The 25,345-nt window shown below is 74.1% G+C and carries 21 protein-coding genes and 3 pseudogenes; 11 read left to right on the top strand and 13 right to left on the bottom strand.

Annotation, left to right across the window (positions count from 1 at the left end):
* Positions 1-4 precede the first annotated feature (4 nt).
* A pseudogene (locus ABD363_RS32530) lies at positions 5-496 on the top strand (LuxR C-terminal-related transcriptional regulator); the annotation flags it as partial.
* A 267-nt stretch (positions 497-763) separates the two neighbouring features.
* Entirely contained in the window at positions 764-1,351 is a 588-nt protein-coding gene (locus ABD363_RS04315) for a TetR family transcriptional regulator (RefSeq protein ID WP_344600007.1), read from the top strand.
* A gap of 16 nt (positions 1,352-1,367) precedes the next feature.
* Here ABD363_RS04315 and ABD363_RS04310 read toward each other — a convergent pair.
* Positions 1,368-1,820, bottom strand: a pseudogene (locus ABD363_RS04310) (SMP-30/gluconolactonase/LRE family protein); the annotation flags it as partial.
* Positions 1,821-1,892: 72 nt separating this feature from the next.
* Complete coding sequence (locus ABD363_RS04305) at positions 1,893-3,047, bottom strand: helix-turn-helix transcriptional regulator (RefSeq protein ID WP_344600006.1); 1,155 nt, start codon at positions 3,045-3,047, stop codon at positions 1,893-1,895.
* A gap of 87 nt (positions 3,048-3,134) precedes the next feature.
* Between ABD363_RS04305 and ABD363_RS04300 the strand changes: the two genes are divergently transcribed.
* Positions 3,135-4,529, top strand: coding sequence for an FAD-binding oxidoreductase (locus ABD363_RS04300; protein ID WP_344600005.1), 1,395 nt, complete (start codon positions 3,135-3,137; stop codon positions 4,527-4,529).
* 154 nt (positions 4,530-4,683) lie between these two features.
* On the opposite strand, the gene ABD363_RS04295 is transcribed toward ABD363_RS04300, so the two are convergent.
* Together ABD363_RS04295 and ABD363_RS04290 are read right to left on the bottom strand one after the other, a co-directional pair.
* Positions 4,684-4,872: a hypothetical protein gene (locus tag ABD363_RS04295; protein ID WP_344600004.1), complete on the bottom strand. Its 189-nt coding sequence runs from the start codon at positions 4,870-4,872 to the stop codon at positions 4,684-4,686.
* Positions 4,873-5,018: 146 nt separating this feature from the next.
* Positions 5,019-5,447, bottom strand: a complete 429-nt coding sequence (locus ABD363_RS04290; protein WP_344600003.1) for a lysophospholipid acyltransferase family protein — start codon at positions 5,445-5,447, stop codon at positions 5,019-5,021.
* A 107-nt stretch (positions 5,448-5,554) separates the two neighbouring features.
* On the opposite strand from ABD363_RS04290, the gene fabG reads away from it, so the two are divergent.
* Positions 5,555-6,349: a 3-oxoacyl-ACP reductase FabG gene (gene fabG / locus ABD363_RS04285; RefSeq protein ID WP_344600002.1), complete on the top strand. Its 795-nt coding sequence runs from the start codon at positions 5,555-5,557 to the stop codon at positions 6,347-6,349.
* Positions 6,350-6,541: 192 nt separating this feature from the next.
* Positions 6,542-7,414, top strand: a complete 873-nt coding sequence (locus tag ABD363_RS04280) for an LLM class flavin-dependent oxidoreductase (protein ID WP_344600001.1) — start codon at positions 6,542-6,544, stop codon at positions 7,412-7,414.
* 20 nt (positions 7,415-7,434) lie between these two features.
* Here the strand turns inward: ABD363_RS04280 and ABD363_RS04275 are convergent, their stop codons facing one another.
* On the bottom strand, positions 7,435-7,647 hold the full coding sequence (locus ABD363_RS04275; RefSeq protein ID WP_344600000.1) for a hypothetical protein: 213 nt from the start codon (positions 7,645-7,647) through the stop codon (positions 7,435-7,437).
* A 185-nt stretch (positions 7,648-7,832) separates the two neighbouring features.
* Here ABD363_RS04275 and ABD363_RS04270 point away from each other — a divergent pair, with 185 nt between their 5' ends.
* Positions 7,833-8,615, top strand: a complete 783-nt coding sequence (locus ABD363_RS04270; RefSeq protein WP_344599999.1) for an alpha/beta fold hydrolase — start codon at positions 7,833-7,835, stop codon at positions 8,613-8,615.
* A 183-nt stretch (positions 8,616-8,798) separates the two neighbouring features.
* Here ABD363_RS04270 and ABD363_RS04265 read toward each other — a convergent pair whose 3' ends face one another.
* The 6 genes and pseudogenes from ABD363_RS04265 to ABD363_RS04240 form a co-directional block, all read right to left on the bottom strand.
* Positions 8,799-9,797, bottom strand: coding sequence for an aldo/keto reductase family protein (locus tag ABD363_RS04265; RefSeq protein WP_344600151.1), 999 nt, complete (start codon positions 9,795-9,797; stop codon positions 8,799-8,801).
* A gap of 207 nt (positions 9,798-10,004) precedes the next feature.
* A pseudogene (locus ABD363_RS04260) lies at positions 10,005-10,265 on the bottom strand (aldo/keto reductase); the annotation flags it as partial.
* A gap of 340 nt (positions 10,266-10,605) precedes the next feature.
* Complete coding sequence (locus ABD363_RS04255; protein WP_344600150.1) at positions 10,606-11,859, bottom strand: MFS transporter; 1,254 nt, start codon at positions 11,857-11,859, stop codon at positions 10,606-10,608.
* 638 nt (positions 11,860-12,497) lie between these two features.
* Complete coding sequence (locus ABD363_RS04250) at positions 12,498-13,046, bottom strand: hypothetical protein (RefSeq protein ID WP_344599998.1); 549 nt, start codon at positions 13,044-13,046, stop codon at positions 12,498-12,500.
* A gap of 222 nt (positions 13,047-13,268) precedes the next feature.
* Positions 13,269-13,979 carry a response regulator gene (locus ABD363_RS04245; protein WP_344599997.1) on the bottom strand — a complete coding sequence of 237 codons (711 nt, stop codon included), beginning with the start codon at positions 13,977-13,979 and terminating at the stop codon, positions 13,269-13,271.
* Positions 13,927-16,014, bottom strand: coding sequence for a sensor histidine kinase (locus ABD363_RS04240; RefSeq protein ID WP_344599996.1), 2,088 nt, complete (start codon positions 16,012-16,014; stop codon positions 13,927-13,929). Before ABD363_RS04240 ends, ABD363_RS04245 begins: the two co-directional genes overlap by 53 nt.
* A 612-nt stretch (positions 16,015-16,626) precedes the next feature.
* Here ABD363_RS04240 and ABD363_RS04235 point away from each other — a divergent pair.
* Positions 16,627-17,880, top strand: coding sequence for a GNAT family N-acetyltransferase (locus ABD363_RS04235; RefSeq protein WP_344599995.1), 1,254 nt, complete (start codon positions 16,627-16,629; stop codon positions 17,878-17,880).
* Between the two features lie 282 nt (positions 17,881-18,162).
* Here the strand turns inward: ABD363_RS04235 and ABD363_RS04230 are convergent, their stop codons facing one another.
* Positions 18,163-18,690, bottom strand: coding sequence for a DUF6584 family protein (locus tag ABD363_RS04230; RefSeq protein ID WP_344599994.1), 528 nt, complete (start codon positions 18,688-18,690; stop codon positions 18,163-18,165).
* A gap of 382 nt (positions 18,691-19,072) precedes the next feature.
* Here ABD363_RS04230 and ABD363_RS04225 point away from each other — a divergent pair, with 382 nt between their 5' ends.
* Positions 19,073-21,466 (top strand): Orn/Lys/Arg family decarboxylase, encoded by a 2,394-nt coding sequence (locus ABD363_RS04225; protein ID WP_344599993.1) that lies wholly within the window; start codon positions 19,073-19,075, stop codon positions 21,464-21,466.
* A 221-nt stretch (positions 21,467-21,687) separates the two neighbouring features.
* Here ABD363_RS04225 and ABD363_RS04220 read toward each other — a convergent pair whose 3' ends face one another.
* Entirely contained in the window at positions 21,688-22,641 is a 954-nt protein-coding gene (locus tag ABD363_RS04220; protein WP_344599992.1) for a LysR substrate-binding domain-containing protein, read from the bottom strand.
* Positions 22,642-22,789: 148 nt separating this feature from the next.
* Here ABD363_RS04220 and ABD363_RS04215 point away from each other — a divergent pair, with 148 nt between their 5' ends.
* The 3 genes from ABD363_RS04215 (at position 22,790) to ABD363_RS04205 (ending at position 25,320) form a co-directional block, all read left to right on the top strand.
* Positions 22,790-23,800: an aldo/keto reductase gene (locus ABD363_RS04215; RefSeq protein ID WP_344599991.1), complete on the top strand. Its 1,011-nt coding sequence runs from the start codon at positions 22,790-22,792 to the stop codon at positions 23,798-23,800.
* Between the two features lie 59 nt (positions 23,801-23,859).
* Entirely contained in the window at positions 23,860-24,273 is a 414-nt protein-coding gene (locus ABD363_RS04210) for an SRPBCC family protein (RefSeq protein ID WP_344600149.1), read from the top strand.
* 606 nt (positions 24,274-24,879) lie between these two features.
* Complete coding sequence (locus ABD363_RS04205; protein WP_344599990.1) at positions 24,880-25,320, top strand: VOC family protein; 441 nt, start codon at positions 24,880-24,882, stop codon at positions 25,318-25,320.
* Positions 25,321-25,345: the final 25 nt, after the last annotated feature.

The following is a 25,345-nucleotide window of genomic DNA, read 5'->3' as shown; positions in this document are numbered from 1 at the left end:
CCCGGTGAAGGCCGGAGAACTTCGACGCCGGCCCCGCCGTCGCGGGCGAGCCGGCCGAGCCCTCCCGGAGCGAGGGCGCCGCCCTCTCGCAGCCGGCGCCGACCCGGCTGCTCACGGGGAAGGGCTGCACCGTCCCCGTCCCGGGCGCACGCGGCCCCGAGCCCTGCGTGCCGGTGCCGGCGGGCTCCTCGGCGAGGACGTGTCCGTCGGCAACCTCCTCGAAGGCATCCGCACCGTCGCGTCCGGTGGAGCACCGCTGTCCCCGGCAGCCGCCGGAACGCTGATCAGCGGCTTCCGCGCCATCCCCGAGCCGGTCGATTCCGCGCCGCCCGGACCGGCCGTGCCCACCGTCCGCGAACGCGAAGTGCTCCCCTTGGTCGCCGCGGGCAGGAACAACGCCGGGATCGCCGGACACCTCCTCCTCAGCCCGCTCACCGTGCGCAGCCACCTGCGACACGCCCTGACCGAACTCGAGGCGCGTGATCGGGCCCGGCTCGTCGTCATCGCCCACCGCGCCGGACGCCCGTCCGTGGACGCGTCGGGGAACCGGCGTCGTTGTCGGACGGACGAGTCCGCCGGACGCGCTCGGCCGCGCCACGAGTTCGTGAGAACGCCGGAGGGCGGCGCTCCCGGCCAGGTTCTCCGGGTCTTCGCCACCTCGGCGGTCCGGTCCGCTCCGGCCTCGTCCATCGGCGCCGGCCGTTCCCACGCCAGGCCGTTGCTCCTCGTTTGCAGGCGAGAGCAGGCCCGTTACCCTCACGGGGTGACGCAGCGACCCATGTCCGCCGCACGGAGACCCGCGAGCGGCGGCCCCAAGGCTGCTGCCCGCAACCGGGCAGCTCTCATCGCCGCCGCCCGGGAGATCTACGCGGAGCACGGGCTGGACGCCCCGCTGTCCGCCATCGCACGTCGGGCCGGGGTCGGCCAGGGCGTGCTGTACCGGCACTTCCCCGACCGGGCCGCCCTGGCGGTCGCGGTCCTGGAGGAGAACGTCCGGCAGATCGAGAAGGCGGCGCAGAACACGGATCTGGCCGGACTCCTCGGCGTGGTGACCTGGCATCTGACGGAGTCGGCGGCCTTCATCGGCGTCCTGCACGCCGACGGGGCGGGCAGCGGCTCCGCTGTCCCCGCGTACGCGGTGGCGCTGTCCCAGCGAGTCGAGCGGGCCCTGCGCGCGCTCCTGCCGCAGGACCATCCGCTCGCCTCGGAGCCCGACGACCTGATGATCGCCGTCGGCATGGTCTCCGGCGCCGTCACCGGGCCCACCCGCGAGCACCGGGAACGCCGGGCGCGGGCAGCCTGGCGGCTGCTGGGTGTCGAGGTGGGACCGGTACGGCCCTTCGAGGTGTGAGAGCGGGCGGCGGGCGTCAGCCGCCGTTGGACTGCCGCACCCCCTCGGCCGGCGCGTCGAAGGCGTACAGGTAGCCCCCGTCCGGTCCGCTGACGGTCAGGTAGGCCCGGGTCCCGCCGGGAGTGATGGCCACGTTGGTCGCCGACTCCAGCCCTTGGGCGGCGCGGGCCGGGACTTCGACGGTCGCCAGTCGTTCGCCGTGTTCGCTGTACACCGCCATCGCGGGCCGGCCGTGGAGCCCCTGGTACAGGTTGCCGTCCGCGTCGACCGCGATCGAGTCGGCCTGCGCGACGCCGCCGTCGACCCGCAGGGCGGTGTGCCGCGAGGCCACGGAGCCCTCCGCGTCCAGGAGGAGGCAGGAGACGCGGTTCTGCGTCAGCTCGCTGAACCACAGCCCGCGGTGGTCCGCGTCGAAGGAGCTGCCGTTCGGCGCGTCGAGGCCATCGGCCAGGACGGTGACGTCCTTCCCGGTTCCGACCGCGCGTGCCGGACCCCTGGACGCCGGGCCGATCCTGCGGAAGGGGTGCCCGTGGGAAGACGTTCAGCCAGTGGGGTAGAGCGCGGCGAGAGCGGCGACGGCGCGGGAGATCTCCCGGACGGCCTCAGGAGGGCCGAGCACCTCGACATCCGTGCCGAACTGCAGCAGCTGGCAGACCGCGGCCGGCACCGGATACTCCAGCTCGACCGTCAGCCACGCGTCGTGAGCCACCGCGCGGTCACGGCCGTCGAAGCCGTCACCGCCCTCCCCGCTCGCCCCGCCTTCCCCGCCGGGCCCGCTCGCCCCGAGCACCGGATCCTCGCCCACCGCCTCGTCCCGGGTCCTCGGTTCCCCACCGGTCGGCGGATCCGCGCCCGTCACCGGCTCCCCGCCGGTCATCGGCTCCTCCACGTCCGCCGGGTCCTCCCCGACCGCCCCGAGGAAGTGCGGGCGGGTAATCCGGCGGAGCATGTCCAGGCGATGCCGGCGTACCCGGGCCCGAACGACGACCCCTCCGCCGCGGGACTCGACCTTTCGCCGCAGTTCCTCCCAGACGTCGGCGAGTTCCACACCGTCACGGCGGCGGGCCGGCTCGGTGGTGACCGCGACGCCGCGGAGCCGGTCGGCGCGGAAGAGCCGGGGACGCCCCGCCCGGTCGGCGACGAGGTACCACGTGCCGGCCTTGGAGACCAGCCCGTACGGATCGACGGAGTAGACGTCGACTGCGGCACGGCCGCTGTGCCGGTAGGCGATCCGCAGCCGCCGGTCGGCGAGGACGGCGTCGTGCAGCTCGTCCAGCCCGCTGTGGTCGCGCCGCCCGCCCGACCAGCCGTCGGGGTCGATCAGCAGCCGCCGGCTCGTCAGCTCGGCGGCCGGCCGGTGCGGCGCGGGCAGCGCGGCCATCATCTTGCGCAGCGCCGAGCCCAGTGCCCGGTCCAGCCCCAGCGCGGAGTGGACGCTCTGCCTCACCAGGACGAACAGGGCCCGGGCCTCGTCCCGGGTCAGGCCCGTGAGGTCCGTACGGAATCCGGGCAGCAGACGGACGCCGCCGTACCGCCCGCGCTCGGCGTACACGGGGATTCCCGCCGCCGACAGCGCCTCGACATCCCGGTAGACGGTGCGCACCGAGACCTCCAGGCGCCGGGCCAGTTCCGTCGCCGGGACGCTGCCCCGCTGCTGGAGCAGCAGGAGGATGGAGAGGAGTCGGTCGAACTTCACTCTCCGAGTCTTTCCCATACCTGTCGGCGGCTGTCAGGTTTCGGCCTCACGATGAGGCACGCCGGTACCAGCCGAATGGAGAGACCCGTGAAGCACACCGACATCCAGACGCTCGCCTCCCGGGTGGCGGGACCCGTCCTGCTCCCCGGGGACGAGGGGTACGACGAGGAGCGCACCGGGGCGAACCTCGCCGTCCGGCACGAGCCGGAGGTGATCGTCGGAGCCTCGCGAGCCGAGGACGTACAGGAGGCCGTCCGCTTCGCCGCGGAGCGCGGGCTGCCCGTCGCCGTGCAGTGCACCGGGCACGGCTACGCCGCCGCCGCGCGCAGCGGGCTGCTCGTCACCACGGGCCGCATGACCGGTGTCGAGGTGGATCCGGAGCGGCGCACGGTGACGGTCGAGGCGGGCGCCCGCTTCGAGCAGGTGATTTCCGCGACGGCACCGCACGGGCTGGCACCGCTGAACGGTTCCGCACCGCACGTCGGCGTCGTCTCCTACGTCCTCGGCGGCGGCGTGGGCCTGCTGGTGCGCACGTACGGCTACGCCGCGGACCGGGTGCGCGGCCTGGAACTGGTGACTGCGCAGGGAGAACTGCGCGCGGTCACCGCGGAGAGCGACCCGGACCTGTACTGGGCGGTGGTGGGCGGTCGCGACAACTTCGGGATCGTGACCCGGCTGGAGATGGACCTGGTCCCGGTGTCCCGGGTGTACGGCGGCGGCTTCTTCTACGACGCCGAGGCCGCGCCCGGCCTGCTGAACGCCTACGTGCGGTGGGCCGACGGCATGCCCCGGGAGATGAACTCCTCGGTCGCGCTGATCCCCATGCCGGACGACCCGGAGGTGCCCGAGCCCCTGCGGGGCCGGCACGTCTACCATGTGCGGATCGCCTGCACGGGCCGCGCGGAGGAGGGCGAACGGCTGGTGGCGCCGCTGCGGGAGGCCGGGCCGGTCCTGATGGAGACGCTCCGGGACATGCCGTACACGCAGAGCGCCGCCATCCACGACGAGCCGCCGGTCCCGGTCCCGTTCCAGCGGGAGACCGCCATGCTGCGCGAGGCGGGCGACGATGTGCTGCGGACGCTGCTGGAGCACGCCGGCCCGCAGGCACAGCTGCCGTGCGTGGTGGAGCTGCGGCACCTCGGCGGCGCCGTGGCCGAGCCGCCCCGGCACCCGAACTCGGTGGCGCACCGGGACGCTCCCTACCTTCTGTCCGTCGTCACCCTGCTGTTCGGAGCCACCGCCGAGGACACCCGCCCGTTCTACGAGAAGCTCTTCACCGCGCTCGAGCCCTTCTCCTCCGGCGCCGGCCTCAACTTCCTCGGCTTCGGCGCGAACGCGGGCGAGGACCGGGTCCGCGCCGCCTACGCGCCCGCCGATCTGGCGCGGCTGGCGCGGCTGAAGGCCGTCCACGACCCGCAGAACCTCTTCCGCCTCAACTACAACATCCCGCCGGCCGCCGCCGGCGCGAACTCGGCCGACTGACGAGGAGCCGGCCGACCGGCCCCCGCCCCCCACCCGCTTCCCCTCCGCCGGCGCCCCACCGGCCGGCACGGCGCCGGAGACGGACCGTGCCGGGTACTCACCCCGGGCGCGGCGGGCATGGCCGTCGGGCAGTCAGGGGACCGACACGAAACGATCAGTAAAGGGCGCCGGGAGGCGTTTTCGGCTCGAAAACGCTCTGCGGCGCACTCGGCTGGGAGATGGACGTCTGGCGCAGCACCTGTGCCAGATCGCGGTGTATCCGATCGGCTTCGCCGCGGACCTGGACGAGGACGTCGCCGCGCTCGGCGACGAGGCGGTCGTAGACGGGGGTCTGCTGGAACATGATGGGGCGGTTTCCCTTCAGCAGGTGGTTCGCCGGACTGGCGCAGCATACGGGACCCGGTCGTGCCCGGCTGGAGGCGGGCGTTCGGGCCGGGACGTCGGGGGCGGCGGCCTCGGTCGTCCGGTCGCCGTCGAAGAGCGCGGCGATCAGGCGGGCGTGGCCGTCGGGGAGCCGGCGGGAGCGGTGTTCGGTGCGGCCTTCGGCGAGCCGGGCGCCGGTCCCGGCGGTGTCGCCGTCGGCGCGGACGGTCTCGCGGGCTGTGGGGGCGCGGCCTTCGCGGTGCGGGAAGGGTTCCAGGAGCTGGACGGTCGGGGTGAGGGTGCGGCGCGCGGGGGCGAGGGGGCCGGTGCCGCGGGTGAGTGCGGCCGGACCGGCGCACGCCTTTCGCGCGGCAGCACGGTGTGCGTACCCGTCAGCGCGACGGGCACGGCCGGCGCGCCGGTCCGCAGGCACAGCCGGGCCGCGCCCGTACCGAACTCCCCGAGCCGGCCGTCCCGGGAACGAGTGCCCTCCGGATACCGCACCACGTGCCGTCCCTCGTCGGCCTCGTCGTCGGGCCCGCGCCGCGTGTTCACGTGTCGGCTGATACTCGCCGCCGCGTCCGGGTCTGTCGCTAACGTGACCGGGGCAGCGGCCGGGCTTCCCCGGCAATGGCGGAACGGCGGCGAAGGGTGCGACCGACATGACGTTCACACGCTGGGAGGACCGGTCCGTCATCGTGACCGGAGGTACGCGGGGCATCGGGCTCGGCATCGCCGAACTCTTCGCCCGGCAGGGCGCCGCCGTGTTGCTCACCGGCCGGAACGAGGAGACGGCCCGCGAAGCGGCGGACCGCCTCGCCCAGGTCACCGGCGGGCGGGTGGCGGGCATGGGCGTGGACGTGCGCCGGCCCGGAGAGATCGAGAAGATGGCAGCCGAGGCCGAACGGCGGTACGGCGGCATCGACGTGCTGTGCGCCAACGCCGGGATCTTCCCGGAACGTCCGCTGCGCGAGCTGACCGCCGAGGACGTGGACGAGGTCTTGGACGTCAACCTCCGGGGCTCCATCCTGTCGGTGCGGGCCTGTCTGCCCGCGATGGAACGGGCCGGCCGCGGCCGGATCGTTCTCACCTCCTCGATCACCGGCCCGACGACTGGCTACGCGGGGTGGTCCCACTACGGGGCCAGCAAGGCAGGGCAGCTGGGTTTCCTGCGCGGCGCTGCTGTGGAGCTGGCGCCGTACGGCATCACGGTCAATGCCGTCCTGCCCGGAAACGTCCGCACCGAGGGGCTGACCGATCTCGGGCCGGACTACCTGCGCCGGATGACCGACTCCATCCCGCTGGGACGGCTCGGTGAGACCGCCGACATCGCACACGCCGTGCTCTTCCTCGCCTCCGACGAAGCCTCCTTCGTCACCGGCCAGTCCCTCGTCGTCGACGGCGGCCAAACCCTGCCCGAGTCCCTGGACGCCTTCGCCGTCCCCACCAGCCCCTGACCTCGGCCAAAGAACCACCCGGCCCCGGACCCGCTCCCTTTCGGCCGGGTACGCACGGCCCGGCTCCTGGACGCATCCGGAACCGCGCCCGCACGCCGGACGCAGGGCCGCGCGATCAGGCGACGGGACGTCCGGCGTCCGGCACCTCCACCAGTGTTGATCAGTTGCCGGGCGCACCGTAGGTTGCGGTCCATGACGACCGTACGGATCGGCGTGATGTACGACCGCGACTGGGCCCCGGAAGGGCTGCCCGGGTTCGCGCGGGAGGTCGAGGCGCTCGGGGTGGACGACCTCTGGGTGGTCGAGGATCTCGGATGGAACGGGGGTGTGTCCGCCGCGGCCGTGGCGCTGGGGGCGACCGAGCGGATGCGGGTCGGCATCGGGATCACACCCGCGCCGCTGCGCAGTCCGGCTCTGCTGGCGATGGAACTGGCCACGCTGGCACGGGTGTTCCCGGGCCGGCTGGTGGCCGGGATCGGGCACGGGGTGCGGGAGTGGATGGTCGCGGTCGGTGCCGCGCCGCGCTCGCCGCTCGCCCTGCTGGAGGAGACGATTCGCTCGGTCCGTGCGCTGCTGCGCGGGGAGCGGGTCGAGCTGGAAGGCCGGGAAGTGCGGCTGGACGGCGTCCGGCTGGTGCATCCGCCCGTCGAGCCGCCGCCGGTGGTCGCGGGTGTGGTGCGGCCCCGTTCCCTGGAGCTGTCCGGGCGGGTCGCGGACGGCACGGTGATCGCCGAGGGGCACGGGCCACGTGAGGTCGAGTCGGCCCGGGCGCTGGCCGAGAAGGGCGGGGCCGGTTCCGGCCACACCCTGACGGTGCTCGCCTTCTGCTGCGTGGGCGACGATCCGCAGCAGGTCGAGGAGGCGCTGCGGCCTCAGGTGGAGGGCCAGGGCGCCTGGCTCGGGCGCCCGGCGGAGCAGGTGTTCACCGTCTCCGGCCGGGCCGGGGAGGCCGCCGACCGGGTCCGGGAGCTGGCGGCGGCCGGGGCGGACACGGTCGTCCTGCGGGTGGCCGGTGCCGACCCGGTGCGGCAGCTCGGCCGCCTGCTGGAGGTCCTCGGCCGCTGAGGGGCAGGCCCTGCTCCCGGTCAGGCGTGGTCGGGCACCATCGCGTCGGCGTACGCCAGGCGCGCGAGGTGCTCGGGCGTGGGGACCACGGCACGCTCGTCCGCCGTCCGGTCTCCTCGGGTCGCCGGCGGCGCCGGGGCGTAGGCGGCCTTCCGGGTGAGGTCGCGCAGGGACGGGGCGGCGGTGGCAGGAGGTCCGCGACGCGGGGAGCGCGGCCAGGGTGGGGGCGGCAAGGTGTCCGCGCGCTTCGCCGGCCCGTCCGCAGGCAGGGGCGAACGGCAGGGGGCCGGGGGGGTGGGTCTTCGTGGCCGGTGCGCCGCGGGCCGGGCCTTCCGGCTGGGAGCACTGCGGCCGGCCTCCGCCGCGCGGACGGCCCGACCAGCTCACGGACCACCGCTCATGCCCCTACCATGCGTATATGTCGGATATCCAGCTCGCCAGCAATCGCTGCGGCACGGGTCCGGCCCTGGTAGTGATCCGGCAGCTGGACCGGGAAGGCTGGGCGCCCGTCATCGACCTGCTGACCCGCGATCGTCAGGTCGTGGCCGTCGACCTGCCGGGATTCGGTGACAGTCCTCCCCTGCCGGGGACCACCGCCCCCACCGTCCAGGCACTGGCCGCCGAGGTCGCCGCATGGCTCCCCACCGTCGGCCTCGCGCGTCCCCCCGTCATCGGCAACTCGCTCGGCGGGGCCGTCGCGCTCGAACTGGCCCGGTCCGGTGCGGTCGGCAGTGCCGTCGCCCTGTCCCCGATCGGCCTGTGGACCGGTCCCGAGGCCGCCTACGCCCTCGGCTCGCTGCGGATCGCGCGCACGATGGCGCAGACCCTCGGCCGGCGCACGGCACGGGTGACCGACAGCCCGCTGGGCCGCGCGCTCATGTTCTGGCAGCTCGTCGCGCATCCGGGACGGATGACAGCGGAGGCCGCCGACGGCGCCCTGCGCGACCTGGCCCGCTCACCCGGCTTCGAAGCCACCCGCCGGGCAGTCCGCGCCTACCGGCTGACCGGCTTCACCCCCGGCGTTCCCGTCACGGTCGCCTGGGGCACCCGGGATCTCCTGACACCCCGGCACCAGGCCCGCCGCGCGGCCCGGCTCCTGCCCGCAGCCCGCCATGTCCGGCTGCGCGGCTGCGGGCACTCACCCATGTCCGACGATCCCGACCGGATCGCCCGTCTCCTGCCGTCCGCGCCCGCCGGCTGACATCGGTGCATGCGGCGGCGCTGCGGATGCGGGCGGCCCCAGCCGACGTGCCGGTGCGCCGTCTCCAGGCTTCGCGCCGCGGGATCGGAGACCCGCCGCGGCGTACACGTCACACGCGTGCCGCGTGGCGAAGCCCTCTCCTTCCGGCTGTGGGGATCGTCGGCCGGGGCAACAGCGGCCTGGTCAGCGGTGCTTGACGCCGCTCCGGGCGGCGGGGGCGAGGGTGGGTTCGGTGACGGGGGCGTCACCGAGTGCCTGGTCGACGGCGGCCAGCAGGTCGTCCGACAGGCGCACTCCGGAGGCGGCGGCGTTGGCGTGGACCTGCTCGGGGCGGGAGGCGCCGGTGATCGCGGAGGCGACCTCGGTGCGGCGCAGGACCCAGGCGAGCGCCAGGGTGGGCATGCTCATCCCCGCCTCCTCGGCGATCGGTACGAGGCGCTGGACCGCTTCCAGGGTGGCGTCGCTGTAGACGAGGTCCTTCGACACCGCCATGTCCGCGGAGGCGAACCGGCTGCCCTCCGGCACGGGCTGCCCGGGCTTGTACTTGCCGGTCAGCACGCCCTGGGCGAGCGGGGACCACACGATCTGGGAGATGCCGTTGGCGGCGCACAGGCCGAAGACCTCGGCCTCGGGGGCCTGCCACAGCATGGAGTACTGCGGCTGGGAGGAGACGAACAGGCCGGGGCCGGCGACATCGATCGCGGCCTGGATCTGCTCGGGAGTCCACTCGCTGAAGCCGATGTGGCGGGCCTTGCCCTGCTCGACGACCTTCTGGAACGCCTCGACGGTGTCCTCGATCGGCACCGTGGGGTCGAAGCGGTGCGCCTGGTACAGGTCGACGTGGTCGGTCTTCAGGCGGGTGAGGGAGGCGTCGATCTGCTTGCCGATCTGCGCCGGGGACAGGCCCTGGTCGGCCGGGTCGTCCGACATCGGGAAGTAGACCTTGGTGGCCAGGATGTAGGAGTCGCGGGGGCGGGAGGAGAGGATCTCGCCCCAGGCCGTCTCCGCGGCGCCCCGGCCGTAGACGTTGGCGGTGTCGAAGAAGTTGATGCCCGCGTCGAACGCCGCTTCGGTGCAGGCCCGGGTCTTGTCGGCCTCGATGCCGCCGGAGTAGGTGAGCCAGGATCCGAGTGAGATTTCCGAGACCTGAAGGTCCGAGCTGCCGAGTGTGCGGTACCGCATGGTTGCTCCCTTGCTTGGGTGTGACGGATGTGGAGCCGGCATCGGCGAGCCGCCGGTTCCGGGGCGGGATCGACGAAGCCGGTGTCGGCCGGGTCGACGGCCGTGCCGGGGGCGACGCTCCCGTACGGTGCGGTCCAGGACCGCCGGGTCCATGCGGTCCAGGACCGCCGGGTCCAGGACCGTGTCGGCCGCGGGCGGCCGCGTATGAAGGTGGTCCGGGACGCGCGGACCGAGGAGGGCCGAGACGGCCGCGGGGTGGCCGAGCGCGAACGCGATGGCCGTTTCGATCAGCGTCATCCCGGTGTCCTCCGCCGGGTGGGCGAGGGCTTCGGTCACCTCCAGCTTGCGCTGGTCGACCGGCGGGGACATGTCGAGGCGGCCGGCCGCTGCCGAGCGGGCGGGCGGCTCGGCGTCCCGGCGCCGGCGGCCCGGCAGCCGCCCTCCCGTGAACGGGCCGTAGGTGATCACCCCGTGCCGTGACCGGCCGCGGTCGGCAGCACATCGGCCGCGATGCCGCGCACGAGCACGGAGTACGGCGCCTGCCCGCACACCGACCGTTCGGACGCCGGTCGTGGGCGGCCCGCCAGGACTCGACGATCCGGCTGCCGGGGAAGGCGGAGAAGCCGATGTGGCGGCCCCTGCCCCGACGCACCAGGTCCGTCAGCGCGCCTTGATCTCCTCGACGTCGGTGTCGGGAGCGGGCCGGCGCACCCGGTAGGGATCGATGTGGCCGGTTCCCGGCCGGCGCTCGGCAGGTCCACGGACTCGGGGGTGGCCCGGTCCGCGCGGTGGGCGTACGGCGACGCGGTCAGCGATACGGGTGGCGGCGGGGTTCTTCCGACGGTGGTGCCGGCGGCTGCTGCGGGAGGGGACGGGTCGGCGCCGGCCGTCGGGGACCGGCTGCGGGGGCGAGGAAGACCGCCGCGACGACGAGGACGAGGACGACGGTCATCGCGGTGCGCAGGCCGTAGTGGTCGCCGAGGAAGCCGAGGCCGGGTGGTCCCACGAGGAACGCGACGTAGCCGATGGTCGCCACCAGACCGACGCGGGCGGCCGAGTGGGGTCCGGAGTCGCCGGCTGCGGAGAGGGCGAGGGGGAATCCGAGCGAGGCGCCCAGCCCCCAGAGGAGCACGGCCGCTCCGGCGAGGACAGGCGTGTCGACGAAGACGACGGCGGCGAGTCCGAGGGCGGCGGACAGGGCGCTGGCGCGGACGACCAGGGCGCGGCCGAAGCGGTCGATGAAGTATCCGCCGCCGAAGCGGCCGGTCGCCATGGCGGCGGCGAAGCCCGCGTAGACGGCGGATCCCAGGGCGGGGTCCATGTCGTGTCCGTCGACCATGAGCAGCGGCAGCCAGTCGTTGGCGGCTCCCTCGGCCAGGGCCATGGTCAGGACGATGCCGCCGATCAGCAGCAGGCGCCGGTCCTTCCAGACCGCCGGCCGTGGCCGCTTCGCCCCGTCCCCGGTGTGTTCCGCGGTGCCCCGGGTGCCGCCGTTCCCGGTGGGGATGGCCCGGTGGGCGTGGGCGAAGAGGGCCGCCGATGTGAGCGCGACGGCGGCGAGGTGCCAGGGCACGGGGACGGCGACGGCGGTGCATACGATGCCCGCGCAGGCGCCGATGACGGTGCCGAGGCTGAAGAAGCCGTGCAGTGCGGGCAGCACGGTGCGCCGGGTGAGGCGCTCGACCTCGGCGCCCTCGACGTTGAGGGCGACTTCGCCGCCGCCTATGCCGGCGCCGAGGAGGAGCAGCCCGGCGGTGACGGCGGGGGCCGAGGAGGCGGCGGTGCCGGTGCCGATCAGGAGCATGCTCAGCACGATCAGGGTGGTGCCGGCGCCGATGACGGACCGCGGTCCGAAGCGGGAGACCAAGGGGCCGGAGCTGAGAATGCCGAGCATGGAGCCGACGGACAGCCCGAAGAGGATCAGGCCCATCTCGCCGGTGGAGGCGCCGAGCCGGTCCCGCACGTCCGGGGTACGGGTGACCCACGAGGACATCGACAGTCCGGGTATCAGGAAGAAGACGAAGAGGGCTCTGCGGCGTCGGCGCACGGCGGAATCGATCACCCCGGAAGACTCTTCCAGGGCGGAGTCGTTGTCCAGCGGGTTGCACCCGCGGCGGTGGCTGGTGGCCTGGGGCGCGGTCGAGGCGTCGTGCGAGTGACCGGAGCGGCACCGGTCCACCGGGTTCGTCACGCGGGCCCGGCCGGCGAGGCAGAAGCCGCGGTGGAGGTGGGCGGGGCGCGTCCGTTCGCGTGGGCCTGCCGTACGTCCCACCACCGCGCCGTCTCCCACGGGGAAATCGCGCCCCGCCGGGGCATCGGCTCCTCAAGCCCCGCGGAAGCCGAGCGGGAACCGGAAGCACAACCGCCCGCGGTGGGAGATCACCTCGTCCGGGCACCGGTGCTCCCTGTACGACGGCAACGCGTTCCCCGCGGACGCCCCCCTTGGCCATGATCGAACCGAAGAGCGTCCCACCTCGGCCGGGCAGGACCGGCAAGGGCCCGCCGGACCGGCTACCGGGGTCGAGCTCGTGGTGTCGTACGGGCTGACGACTGCTCCTCGGGTGCGGTACCGCCGGCGGCGTGCGGTGTCCACGAGGGGGCGGACCGACCGCCGAACGGCGGCGGTTCCGCGAGCGTCGCGGCGCCGGGCCGTCGAGGCCGCGGCGCCCGTGGGGCGCCGCGGCACGGTTCCGGTCCCGGTCAGCTCGCGTTGCCGAAGGTCAGCTCCAGCGTCGCGTAGTCCTTGCCGCCGTTCTCCCCGCTCTTCAGGTAGACCGTGTGCGACACGGTCTCCCCGGCGGCCACCTGGATCCGCAGGTCCCTGACTTGGGCGTCCAGGTCGGTGTTGGTGTCGTTCGTGCCCTCGTAGAAGAGCGCGTCCGCCCCGAACAGCAGCGTGCCCTTGTCGTCCACGACCTGCGCGAAGGCGTGCAGTTCCACGCGGATCTCGCCGCCGCAGTAGGTCCGCCACCACTCGTTGGGCCCGTACACGCCGTCCGTCCAGCGGACGGCGTTGATGTCGCCGCGGCAGTACGTGCCCGCCGACCAGCCCTCGTCGTCGCGGATGACGAACGACCCGCTGATCACTGCCTTGCGCAGGGTGTCCGCGAGGGCGGTCCCGTCGGCCGGGGCGGCGGACGCGGTGACGGTGGGCGCTGCCGCGAGCCCGAGGGCCGCTGCCGTCACGGCGAGGACACGGGCCGGCCGGCCGAGCCGGTCTCTGTTCCTGTTCTCGTTCTTGCTTCGCATATGGGTGATCCCCCCTGATTCGGTGGTGCGTCCTGGGACGCGCTGCCGTGCCGGACGCGGCGGGCCACGGACACGAAGGGCCCTCATCGCGCGTAGACCGCGGACCGCCGACCGGCAGGACCACTGTCGCACCGGGCGCGTCCCGCTCTCATGAGGCAGGCGTCCCGGGCCGTGCGGGACATCCGTCCCGGCCGGGCCCGGGGCGCGCCGCGCCCGCCGCGCTCAGGGCCCGCCCAGGCCCGCCCGCCGGGCCCGGACGATCGCCTCGCCGCGGCTCGCGGCCTGGAGCTTGGTGAGGATGTTGGACAGGTGGTTGCGCACCGTCTTCTGGCTGAGGGCCAGGCGCCGGGAGATCGCCCGGTTGTCCAGACCCCTGGCCACCAGGTCCAGGACCTCCCGTTCCCGGGCGGTCAGCCCGCCGAGCGCGTCCGGAGCGGACGTCCCGGCCGCCGTGGCGGTCAGGTGGGCCACGGCCCGGCCGGCCACCGCGGGGCCCAGGATCACCTCGCCGTTGGCGACCGCCCGCACCGCGCGCTCGACCTCGGCGGGGCCCGCCCCCTTCAGCAGGTATCCGCGGGCGCCGGCCCGCATGGCGGCGAACACCGACGCGTCGTCGTCCAGCATCGTCACCACCAGGACGGCTGTGCCGGGCCGCAGCCGCAGGATCTCCCGGGTGGCCTCGACGCCGGACGCGGCCGGCTCGCCCAGATGCAGATCCATCACGACGACGTCGGGCCGGTGCGCCGCGACCGCCGCGACCGCGCCGTCGGCGGTGTCCGCCTCGCCCGCCACCGCGATCCCGGGGAGGGAACCGAGCAGCGCGGCCATCCCCATCCGGAAGACCGGGTGGTCGTCCACGACCAGGACCCGCGCCGCGTCCTCACCGCCCCGCGCCGCTTCCGTGTCCGTGCCCGTGCCCGTGCCTGTGTCCATGGCAGTTCCCCCGTTCCTTCGTCGCCGCCCGCAGGGGAACGCGGAGCACGACACGCGTGCCCCGGCCGCCCGCCCCCGGGCCCCACTCCACCGTTCCGCCCACTTCCTCGGCGCGCTCGCGGGCCGAGGAAGTGCCGACGCCGGGGCGCAGCTCCCCGCCCATGCCGCAGCCGTCGTCCTCCACCACCGCCGTCAGCATCCGGCCGCCGGCCAGTTCCACCGCGCAGGTACGGGCTCCGGCGTGCCGGGCGACGTTGCGGACGGCCTCCGCGACGATCGCGTACGCCGCTCCCGCGACCCGCGGCGGCACGTCCCCGACACCGTCGTCGCGCACCGTCACGGCGAGCCCGTCCGCCTCGTACCGCATGACGAGTTCCTTCACGGCCCCCGCGAGGCCCAGCTCGGCCAGCACGGGCGGGACCAGGTCGCGCGCCAGCACCCGGACGTCCTCCGCGCACGCCTCCGCCTCCGCGCGCAGCCGGACCAACAGGGCGCCTGCCGCGTCCGACCCGTCCGGGAGCAGGTTGCGGGCCGCCGCGAGACCGAGTCCGATCCCGGCCAGCGCCGGGCCGATCCGGTCGTGCAGCTCGCGGCGCAGGGCGCGCCGTTCGTCGTCGCGGGCGGCCGCGAGACGGTCCCGGGATTCGCGCAGCGCCCGGGTGACGGCGGCCAGGTGCACGGCGGTCGCGACGACCTGGGCCACCTCCTCCAGGGAGGTCCGGGCCCGCCGGTCGAAGCGTTCACCGGGGCGGGCGGTCACGCTCAGAGTGCCGACGAGCCGTCCGCGCACCATCAGCGGCATCTCGATGCCGTCCGTACCGTGACCGGACGGATCCGCGACGGCGGCCAGCGGCTCGCCGCGGACGTCCAGCACCCGCACGGAGCCGAGGTTCAAGGAGCCGGCGAGGCTCGCGGCCATGCCGGTCAACGCCTCCTCGTCATTGGCCGCGCTGCCCAGGTGGCGCCCGACACGGCTCAGGGTGGGCGCCGTCCCCTCGCCGTGCACGAGCCGGTCCACGCGGCGTTGCAGCCAGCCGCGCGCCGGCTGCGTCCCGGCCGCCAGGGCGGCCGTCGCCACCACCCGGACCGCCGTGCCGTCCTCGGGCAGCGCCAGCCCCAGCACCGCGACGACCAGGACGTACCCGCCCACCAGCATCCCGGTCAGCAGCGACCAGACCAGGGTGCGGCTGACCGCGAGGTCGATGCCCCACAACCGCTGCCGCAGCACGGCGACGAGGACGGCCGCCGGGAAGAACGCCTGGGACGCGAGGTGAGCGAGCGGCGTGAACAGCACGACGGCCCGCTCCGTGCCGTCCGGCCGCACCGCCAGCGGAAGAAACGTTACGGCGATCAGTGCGGTACCGATCGCCAGCCAGCCCAGCCCGCGCGCGGCCGGGTTCCGGCGGCGCCGGAGGGCGGCGTGTCCCGCGGCCAGCAACCCGAGCACCGCCACGGCCGCGAACAGCCACCGCAGCGTCGGATCGGCGAGCCGGACCCACGCCTCGTGCCGTACCGCGAGCGGCGCGAACGGCTCCCCGCCGTCCGGCCACGGCCACGGGTCCGTCAGACGGACCGCCACCACGGCCGCGGTGACCCCGACCCCGGCGAGGACCGCCGTCCGCGCCGCCCTGCCGGGCCGTTCCGCCGACACCAGGTACGGCACCACGAGCACCAGCGCCAGCGTTCCCGGCACCCACGCGACGTTCTGGAGCACGGCCCAGGACGGTGCCACCCGCGCTCCGTCCGGCGTCGCCAGCTCCCCGAGCGGCGCCGCGACCGCGGCCACCCCGCCCCCGACCGCCGTCAGCGCCACCAACCACGCCACGGGGTGGGAGCGCCGGCTCAGCACCACGCCCGCCACCAGCCCGTACACCACCGCGTCGGCGACGTCCACGACGAGATACCAACGATCCGTGGTCCACGGCCCCCCGGCCACACCGGTCAGCACGCCCGCCGCGGCGGCCAGCCCCCAGGCCGTGACCACCACCGCGGCCGCGACCCCGCGCCGCCCCTGCTCCCCCGTCGTTCCCCCCACGGACCCAGAGTCCCAGGAGGCCCGGCCGATGTCACCGGACGGACCGGCCATCCCCGGACGGACCGGCCATCCCGGACGGACGGCAGGGAGAAGGGAGCGGCCCACCGCCCGACCGCACCCGGTCGAAGCGAGGCAGGTGGCCCGACGTTCCGCGAAGACGACCACGGAAGATCACGGGGGATTCTCCGCGCGCCGGAGCACCGGAGCACCGGCGCCGAACCGGCTTACCGCGTCATGTACGGCAAGTCGGGCGAGCCGTCCTCGGCGGCAGGGACCGACGGCCTGGCCGGGAAAGGCCTGGCGGTTGTGGAGAAAATGTGTCCACAGCGGGTGCCGAGGCGGCGACAGCCGGTCCGTCGGGGAGGGTCCGCTCGATCGCCTGCCGGCGGCCGTCCAGCCGTTCGCCGGGCTCGACGCCTCGCGGGCGACGCGTCCGCCGCGGAGCCGCTTCCGCGGGTGAGGGGCGTCGCAGGCGCCACCGGTGCGGCCATCCGGCCGTGCCCGTCCCCGGCCGCCCCGGGGGATCGAACAGGACGAAGTGCGCCGGCCGCCCGCTCGCCGCCCGGCCGTCGGCCATACCGAGATCGACGCCGGCTGCTATACACATGTTCGATGAAGTCTTCTCAGTTCGAGCTTCGCCGCGTCACCGAGCAGGAGTTCGTGCCCTGGGCGCGCATGATCGCCGACACCTACGGCATGGACCGGTCGGAAAGGGAACTGGCCGACCAGCGAGCTGCGACGGATCTCGACCGCACCCTGGCGGTCTTCGACGAGGGCGAGCCGGTCGCCGGAGCCTCTGTCTACAGCCGGACGCTGACCGTGCCCGGAGGCAGCCTGCCCGTGGCGGGAATAGCGTCCGTCGGGGTCGCCCCGACGCATCGCCGCCGCGGCATCCTCACCTCGATGATGCGCGCTCAGCTGACCGACCTGCACGAGCAGCAGCGCGAGCCGGTCGCCGCGCTCCGCCCCTCCGAGGCCGGCATCTACGGACGGTACGGCTACGGTCCCGCGACGATCGGCAACCGGATGCGCTGCGAGCGGCGTGCCATGTCCTTCCGCCCCGGCACCGACTTCGGGGACGGGACCGTCCGACTGCACCACGCCGACCAGGTCCGTCCTCTCCTGGAGGGGATCTACGACCAGGTCCGGGCCGCCACGATCGGCTGGCCCGACCGACAGGCGGCCCACTGGACGGTACGCCTCGCCGACCATCCGCACCGGCGAGGCGGCGCGACCTCGCTGCGGTTCGCCGTGCACCACGAGCGCGACGGACGCGCCACCGGCTACGCGCTCTACCGGCACGGCGAAGCGCCGGACGGGCTCGGCGGCAGTGCCGGGGTGGTGCAGGTGGTGGAGCTGGCGGCGTGTTCGCGCCAGTCGTACGCGGCGCTGTGGCGCTTCCTCGCCGGAATCGACCTGGTGACCTGGATCGACTACGAGGGTGCCGCGGACGAGCCCCTGCCGCATCTGCTGACCGAGCCGCGAGCGGTTCGGTCCGCGCCGGTGGACCGTCTGTGGCTGCGGACGGTCGACGTCGGCAGGGCCCTGGCGGGGCGGAGTTACAGCCTTCCGCTGGATCTCGTCCTCGAAGTGCGGGACGACTTCTGCCCGTGGAACAGCGGGCGCCACCGGCTGCAGGCGGAGGGGGAGAGCGCGGTCTGCGAGCCCACGACCGGCCCGGCCGACCTGCGGCTGACGGCGGCGGAACTGGGTGCGGCCTTCCTCGGCGGCACCTCGCTGGCCGCCCTCGCGGCTGCCGGACTCGTCGAGGAACTGCGGCGCGGTGCGCTCGCCCGCGCCTCGGCGGCTTTCCGCGGCGAACGCGAACCCTGGTACCCCGGCGGCTGGGCCTTCCCGCTGTACTGAACCGTCCTGCGCACACCGCCGCTGCGGACGACCACGGCCGTGTCGTCGCAGGGCGGCGTCGTTCTGCCGGTCCGCTCCGCTTGATGGTGATCCATGCAGTCGAGCCGGTCGCAGCATCCGCGGATCGGGCCGGAACGGAGGCGGGCACGGCCTTCGGGTGATCAGGAGGTGCCGAGCCCCGGATCACCGCAGCGGAAGGCCGTGCCTGGTCGCTCGTCGTCGGCCGTCCCTGCCGGTCCGGGAACCCTGAGCGGCGCTCCTCACAAGCCCCGGTGACCCGAGTCAGTCGAAGAGGGCAACGAGTCCGTTCACCCAGACAGCGAAGAACACGAGGACTGCCCCCAGGCAGCCGGCGCCCGCCAGCACACCGCCGACCGTCCACGGCTCGAAGGGCGCCTCGTACTCCCCTTCCAGGCCGTCCCGGTAGGAGGCGGGGTCGTCCCAGTCGACGGGGTGCCCCAACTCCTCCGCGCAGGCGGTCCGTACCGCGACCAGCTGCTCCTTCGCGAAAGCGGTGGCGGCCTCCGCTTCGGGACCCTGCCAGGCGAGGGCCTTCATCCGCCGCCCGGGAGACCCGTACCGAGCCTCGAAGGCAGCGGTCTCGTCGTCGTTCCGGTCCTCTTCGAGGTACATCCAGCGTCCTGCCTCGGCGGCGTCGCCGTAGAGCCGGTACACCTCCGCCAGACGGCGGCGGAGCGTCAGGTCGTGCGGGAAGGACGAGATGAGACCGCGCAGGCGCTGGCGGGCGACGGGAACCCGGCCAGCGGCCAGGTCTGCATCGACTCGGGCAAGGGTCTCGCTCAGGGGCATGAACGCATGATCGGGTGCCGCACCGAGCTGCGTCGACCCGGTTTCGCCGCTCAGCGCTCGCTCGCTCCCGACGGCATCGGCTGAACCCCACCGGGACGGGACACTCCGGTCACGGGACAGCCCTCGGCTCGTACGCCGGGCCTCCCCCTCGAGCCCGCTTCTTGACGAACCCACGACACACCAGGTCAGCCGCCGCCGAGTGCGCCGACTACCGTCTCCCCCGGCATCAGTGGCCGGCTGCGGAGGCCGCCGGGGCCGCCGGTCAACGCGGTGACCCCGCGTTTCCGTCGTCCAGGTGGTTTGCCGTTCACGGCGCCGGTGTCCGCCGTGGGCCGCCTCGGACACTGACCGGGGCGGCACCGGGCCGCCGGAAGGGGGCCGCATGCCCGACGGCAGGATTCTGATCGCGGTGCGGGAGCACTCCCGCACGGAGGGGGCCGCGGCCGAACAGCTGCGCGCGATCCGTACGGCGCTCGAGGCGGAGGGTTTCGAGGTCCGCTGGGCCGTGACCGCCCAGGACGCGCAAGCGGTACTGCGCACGGAGGCCGGACTGGCGGCGGCCCTGGTCGCCTGGGACCTGCCGGATCACGGGGCCGCGGGCCCGTCGGACGGGGACCGGAGCGGCGGGGCCTCAGTGCTGCGGAACATCGGCCGGCGCTTCCAGGACCTCCCGGCGTTCCTGGTGATGGCGGACGAGGGTGTGCGGGACCTGCCGCTGTGGGTGTCGGAGACGGTCGTCGGCTACGTCTGGCCGCTGGAGGACACCCCGGGCTTCATCGCCGGCCGGATCGCCACGGCGGCCCGCGCCTACCGGGAGGCGGTGCTGCCGCCGTTCTTCCGGGCACTGCGCCGCTTCGACGACGCCCATGAGTACTCCTGGCACACCCCGGCGCACGCGGGCGGCGTGGCGTTCCTGAAATCACCGGCGGGCCGCGCCTTCCACGACTACTTCGGCGAGCGGCTGCTGCGCAGCGACCTGTCGATCTCGGTGGAGGAGCTGGGCTCGCTGTTCGAGCACACCGGCCCGATCGGGGCGGCGGAACGCAACGCGGCCCGCGTCTTCGGCGCCGCCCTGACGTACTTCGTGCTGCACGGGGACTCCACCTGCAACCGCCTGGTGGGCCACTTCAGCGTCACGCGGGACGAGCTGGCGCTGGTGGACCGCAACTGCCACAAGTCGGTGCTGCACGGTCTGGTGATGTCCGGGGCCCGCCCGGTCTATCTGGTTCCGACCCGCAACGGCTACGGTCTGGCCGGACCGCTGCCACCGGCCGAGCTGGCGCCGGAGGCGATCGCGGCCCGGATCGCCGCGCACCCGCTGGCCGAGGGGGCGCTCTCGACGAACCCCCAGTACGCGGTGTTCACCAATTCGACGTACGACGGCCTGTGCTACGACGCGGTCCCGACGGCGCGTGCGCTCGCGGCGAGCACCCCGCGGGTGCACTTCGACGAGGCGTGGTTCGCGTACGCCCGCTTCCACCCGCTGTACGCGGGCCGCTACGGCATGGCGGTGCACGAGTCGTCGTTCCCCGGCCCCGACCGGCCGACCGTGTTCGCGACCCAGTCGACGCACAAGCTGCTCGCCGCGCTGTCGCAGTCGGCGATGGTGCACGTACGGCCCGCGCCGCGGGCGCCGGTGGAACACGAGCGGTTCAACGAGGCGCTGATGATGCATGGCACCACCTCGCCGCTCTACCCGATGATCGCGTCCCTGGACGTGGCGACCGCGATGATGGACGGGCCGCAGGGCGAGTGGCTGGTCGACGAGGCGGTGACCGAGGCGGTCCGGTTCCGTCAGGAGATGGTCCGGCTGCAGCGCCGCATCAGGGCCGCCGGGGACCGTCCGCCCTGGTTCTTCGGCGTGTGGCAGCCGGAGACGGTCACCGACCCGGCGACCGGCGCGGAGCTCCCCTTCGACGAGGCCCCGCCGGAACTGCTGCGCACCGAGCCGTCCTGCTGGACGCTCGACCCGGGCGCCGACTGGCACGGCTTTCCGGGGCTGACCGACGGCCACTGCATGCTGGACCCGGTGAAGGTCACTCTGACCTGCCCCGGCATCACCTCCACCGGGGAGATGGCGCAGGAGGGCATCCCGGCGCGCGTGCTGACGGCATACCTGGCGACCCGGAACATCGTGGTGGAGAAGACCGACAGCTACACCACGCTGGTCCTGTTCTCCCTGGGCATCACCAAGGGCAAATGGGGCACGCTGCTGGACGCCCTGATGGACTTCAAGGCCCTGTACGACGGCGACGCGCCACTGGAGCGGGTGCTGCCGCAGGCCGTCGCCGCCCACCCGAAGCGGTACGGGGGGCTGACCCTGCGCGAGCTGTGCCGGCAGATGCACGACCAGTTGCGCTCGGTACGGCTGGTGGAGCTGCTGGACACCGCGTTCCAGCAGCTGCCGGAACCGGTCTACCCGCCGCAGCACTGCTACCAGCGTCTGGTGAGGGGCGGCACCGAGCAGGTGCGCATCGCGGAGGCGGCCGGCCGGATCGCGGCGGCGATGGTCACCGTCACGCCGCCGGGCATTCCGGTGCTGATGCCGGGTGAGAGCGTCGGCGCCCCCGACGGACCGCTCCTGCGCTACCTCACCGCGTTGGAGTCCTTCGACCGCCGCTTCCCCGGCTTCCGCAGCGAGACGCACGGAGTGACGGTCGACGCGGACACCGGCGACTACCGGATCGAGTGCCTTCGCCCGGACCAGGGCGGGCACCGCGCCGCGCCCCCGGCCCAGCGTCACGCCCCGCAGCCGGCGGACACCCGGCAGCCCTGACACACCGGGGCGCGAGGGCGCACCGCCGCCTCGCGCCCCTCCCCCGTCCACCCGGCGGCTACCGGCAGCGGCAGGTCCTTGACGGCTCCGACGCCGCGACCGGGGGCCGGCCGGGGTGCGGTCCGGGCTGCTGCGGGCGGTACGCACTGATCGCCCAGCGGTGACCCCCAAGGCCGGCCCCTGACCTGTAAGGGCCGGTCGGGGCGGTTCCGACGCCGTGATCACACCGGCCACGGCAGGACCGTCTCATCCTCGACCAGCGGTTGCGGGACATCTCGGGCGGCGCTGCTCGTGCCCAGGACGGTCGCGCGGAACTCCGCGACCAGGGGCCGTAGGTCGACTCGGTGCCATGCGGCCCACAACTGGACGCACGTGTCGTGCCAGGGGAGTTCGCGTACCGCGACGTCCTCGGTGGTGGCGCGGGTCATGCTCTTCTGCACGAGGGCGAGTCCGAGCCCGGAGGCGACCAGGCCGAGCGCGGTCAGCGGCTCGGCGGCGTCGAGGCGGATGTCGGGCGTGAAGCCGGCCGCCGCGCAGGCGGCGACGAACGTGTCCCGCCAGGCGGGGTCCTGGGGGTTCTCGACGGCGATCCACGGCTGGCCGTCGAGGTCACCGGGGGTCACTTCCTCCTGGCCGGCGAGCGGGTGTCCGGCGGGCAGGGCGAGGAGCAGCGGGTCCTCGAGCAGGGGTGCGGCCAGCAGGTCGGGGTCGTCCGGGCTCGGAGGTTCCTGGACGAGCGCGATGTCGAGGCTGCGCTGCCGCAGGCCTTCGAACTGCTCGGCGGGCGGGAGGTTGTACAGGGCGATGTGGACGCCGGGGCGTTCGCCGTGCAGGGTGCGCAGCGCGCCGGGCAGGACGCCGGTGTGCATGGCGTCCGCGACGTAGCCGATGCACAGGCCGCCCTCTTCCCCGCGGCCCAGCCGGCGGCCCAGGTTCTCCAGACGGTCCGCGTGCCTCAGCAGCGCGCGGGCCTCGGCCAGGAAGACGTGGCCGTCCCGGGTGAGCCGGATTCTCTGCTGGCCGCGTTCGAACAGGGTGAGGCCCAGGTTCTGTTCGAGCTGAGCGATCTGCCGGCTGAGCGGTGACTGGGAGATGTGCAGCCGTTCGGCGGCCCGGCCGACGTGTTCGGTCTCGGCGACGACGACGAAGTAGCGGAGTTGCCGCAGGTCAAGCATGTAAGACCTCAGAGGACTCAAGTATGTCCGAGTAAGTCTTGGACAGTCTCAAGTCTAGTTCCTAGCCTCGAACACGTCGGACCGACGGACCGCGCGCAGAGCGTGGGAACCCCCATCCGTCGCAGCTCGTACAGCAAGGATCTGCACCATGTCCATCACATCCCTCCTGCCCGGCCGCCTGGGCCTCGGCACCGCTCCGCTGGGCAACATGTTCCGGGCCATCCCCGACGAGGAGGCCGCGGCCACCGTGGACGCCGCCTGGGACAACGGCATCCGCTACTTCGACACCGCGCCCTTCTACGGTGCGGGTCTGGCCGAGATCCGGCTGGGCGAGGCACTGGCCGGCCGCCCCCGCGACGAGTTCGTCCTGAGCACGAAGATCGGCCGCGTCATCCTCGACGAGATCGAGGACCCCTCCGCCCGCGACCTGGGCGAGAAGGGCGGACTCTTCGAGCACGGACGCCCCAACAAGATCGTCAACGACTACTCGGCCGACGCCACGCTGCGCTCCATCGAGGACAGCCTCAAGCGGCTGAGGACGGACCGTCTCGACATCGTGTGGGTGCACGACGTCGCACAGGACTTCTACGGCGACGAGTGGCTCGCCGCCTACGAGAGCGCACGCACCGGCGCGTTCCGGGTGCTGCAGAGGCTGCGCGACGAAGGCGTCGTCCGGGCCTGGGGGCTCGGGGTCAACCGGGTCGAGCCCTTGGAGCTGACGCTGGACCTCGAGGAGCCGCAGCCCGATGCGTTCCTCCTCGCCGGCCGCTACACGCTGCTGGACCACGAGCGCGCGCTGCAGCGGCTGCTGCCGGCCGCGAAGGCCCGGAACGTCGACATCGTCGTCGGCGGGCCCTACAGCTCCGGTGTCCTGGCGGGCGGGCAGCACTTCGAGTACCAGCAGGCCCCCGCACCGGTCGTCGCCAAGGTCGAGCGCATCAAGGCACTCGCGGAGCGGCACGGCGTCGGCATCAAGGCGGCGGCGCTGCAGTTCTCCCTCGCCCACCCCGCGGTCGCCGCGGCCATTCCCGGCGCCTCCCGGCCGGGCCGCATCGCGGAGGACGTCGCCGCACTCGGCGAGACGGTCCCGGCAGCCTTCTGGACGGATCTGCGTACGGAAGGGCTGATCGCTCAGGACGCCCCCGTACCCAGCGCCTGACCCCCGCCTCATCCGTCCGGGAAACGACGACCATGCCATCCCTTCAGGAGACGACGACCATGGCGACCACGGCCGCGACCATCGACCTCCCCCAGCCCGCCGAGCGCGTCTGGCAGCTCATCGGCGGCTTCGGCTCCCTGCCCGACTGGCTGCCCTACATCCCCCACAGCGCCCTCAGCGAGGGCGGCCGCGTCCGCAGCCTCACCAACGAGGAGGGCGGGGTCATCGTCGAACGCCTCGAAGCGTTCGACAACCAGGCGCGCACGTACAGCTACTCCATTCTCCAGGCGCCGTTCCCGGTCACCGGCTACCGCTCCACCCTGAGCGTGCACGAGGTGCCCGGTGGGCGCAGCCGTGTGGAGTGGTCCGGCACCTTCACGCCGGCAGGGACGAGCGACGAGGACGCGGTCGCCCTGTTCCACGGCATCTACACCGAAGGGCTGGCCGCGCTGAGGAAGACCCTCGAGGGGTGAACCCGGGCACGGGACGCCCGGTGGCGCCGCCCCTTCGCCCGGCGGCGCCACCCGCCCCCGCGGCGCGCCCACTCCCCCGACGACGACGACCGGGCTGACCGCGGCGAAGGGCCGGCACACCTCCGTCGCCGGCATCCGGGCCGGCACGGAGGACCGGTACGGCAGCGCGGGCCCCGGACGGCGGACCGGAGTCGTACGGACCTGCGGTGGATCAAGAACGCCGCCGACCGGCCGAGGGCCGGCCGCAGGAGGCGGGGCAGCACCCGGTGAAAGGGATCCCCTGCGCCGTGGGCGCCGCCGGAGCCGACACCGGGCACTCCCCTGCCCACGCCGGACCTGCGGCCGGACTGGGCGGCCGAGCCCCGGCGGGACGGTTCCCCGGACGTTCCGGGTGTCTCATCCGGGCGGGTGTCCGGCGGAACGCTTCCTCGACTGTCCGTGTCCTGTACGGGCGGGTTCCCGCTCGTCGACGGGGCACCCCCGGGCGGGGCCGGAAGCGGGCCTCCGGAATCCGGCCCGTGCACGGGTGTCGGGAACGGGCCGCCGGCTCCGTCCTCGGTATACCGGTGGTCTCGAAGGGCAGCGCACCGCAGAGGGAGAACCGTCATGACGCTTCAGCGGATGGACAACGTCGGCATCGTCGTCGAAGACCTGGACGCCGCCGTCGCCTTCTTCACCGAACTGGGCCTGGAGGTCGAAGGCAGGGCGCGGATCGAAGGTCTCTTCGCGGACCAGGCCGTCGGACTCGACGGGGTCCGCAGCGACATCGCGCTGATGCGGACCCCGGACGGCCACGGCAAGCTGGAGCTCGTGCAGTATCACACCCCCGCGGCGATCGGTGACGGATCGCACCAGCCGCCGCCGAACACGCTGGGCCTGCACCGGGTCATGTTCGCCGTCGACGACATCGACGACACCATCGCCCGCCTGCGCTCCCACGACGCCGAACTGATCGGCGAGGTGGCGCAGTACGAGGACGTCTACCGCCTCTGCTACCTCCGCGGCCCCTCAGGCATCGTCCTCGCCCTGGCCGAGCGGATCGGTTGACGGCCCCTCGCGTCCGGCCCGCGGG

This window comes from Streptomyces glaucus (assembly GCF_039533365.1).
GTDB lineage: Bacteria > Actinomycetota > Actinomycetes > Streptomycetales > Streptomycetaceae > Streptomyces > Streptomyces glaucus.
This window is presented reverse-complemented; position numbering and strand designations above follow the sequence as displayed.

Coding starts and splice junctions, on each gene's coding strand:
- ABD363_RS04210 (WP_344600149.1), top strand. CDS start 23,860: ATGGCGACCACGGCCGCGACCATCGACCTCCCCCAGCCCGCCGAGCGC.
- ABD363_RS04215 (WP_344599991.1), top strand. CDS start 22,790: ATGTCCATCACATCCCTCCTGCCCGGCCGCCTGGGCCTCGGCACCGCT.
- ABD363_RS04205 (WP_344599990.1), top strand. CDS start 24,880: ATGACGCTTCAGCGGATGGACAACGTCGGCATCGTCGTCGAAGACCTG.
- ABD363_RS04245 (WP_344599997.1), bottom strand. CDS start 13,979: ATGGACACAGGCACGGGCACGGGCACGGACACGGAAGCGGCGCGGGGC.
- fabG (WP_344600002.1), top strand. CDS start 5,555: ATGACGTTCACACGCTGGGAGGACCGGTCCGTCATCGTGACCGGAGGT.
- ABD363_RS04230 (WP_344599994.1), bottom strand. CDS start 18,690: ATGCCCCTGAGCGAGACCCTTGCCCGAGTCGATGCAGACCTGGCCGCT.
- ABD363_RS04280 (WP_344600001.1), top strand. CDS start 6,542: ATGACGACCGTACGGATCGGCGTGATGTACGACCGCGACTGGGCCCCG.
- ABD363_RS04270 (WP_344599999.1), top strand. CDS start 7,833: ATGTCGGATATCCAGCTCGCCAGCAATCGCTGCGGCACGGGTCCGGCC.
- ABD363_RS04295 (WP_344600004.1), bottom strand. CDS start 4,872: ATGTTCCAGCAGACCCCCGTCTACGACCGCCTCGTCGCCGAGCGCGGC.
- ABD363_RS04220 (WP_344599992.1), bottom strand. CDS start 22,641: ATGCTTGACCTGCGGCAACTCCGCTACTTCGTCGTCGTCGCCGAGACC.
- ABD363_RS04265 (WP_344600151.1), bottom strand. CDS start 9,797: ATGCGGTACCGCACACTCGGCAGCTCGGACCTTCAGGTCTCGGAAATC.
- ABD363_RS04250 (WP_344599998.1), bottom strand. CDS start 13,046: ATGCGAAGCAAGAACGAGAACAGGAACAGAGACCGGCTCGGCCGGCCG.
- ABD363_RS04225 (WP_344599993.1), top strand. CDS start 19,073: ATGCCCGACGGCAGGATTCTGATCGCGGTGCGGGAGCACTCCCGCACG.
- ABD363_RS04235 (WP_344599995.1), top strand. CDS start 16,627: ATGAAGTCTTCTCAGTTCGAGCTTCGCCGCGTCACCGAGCAGGAGTTC.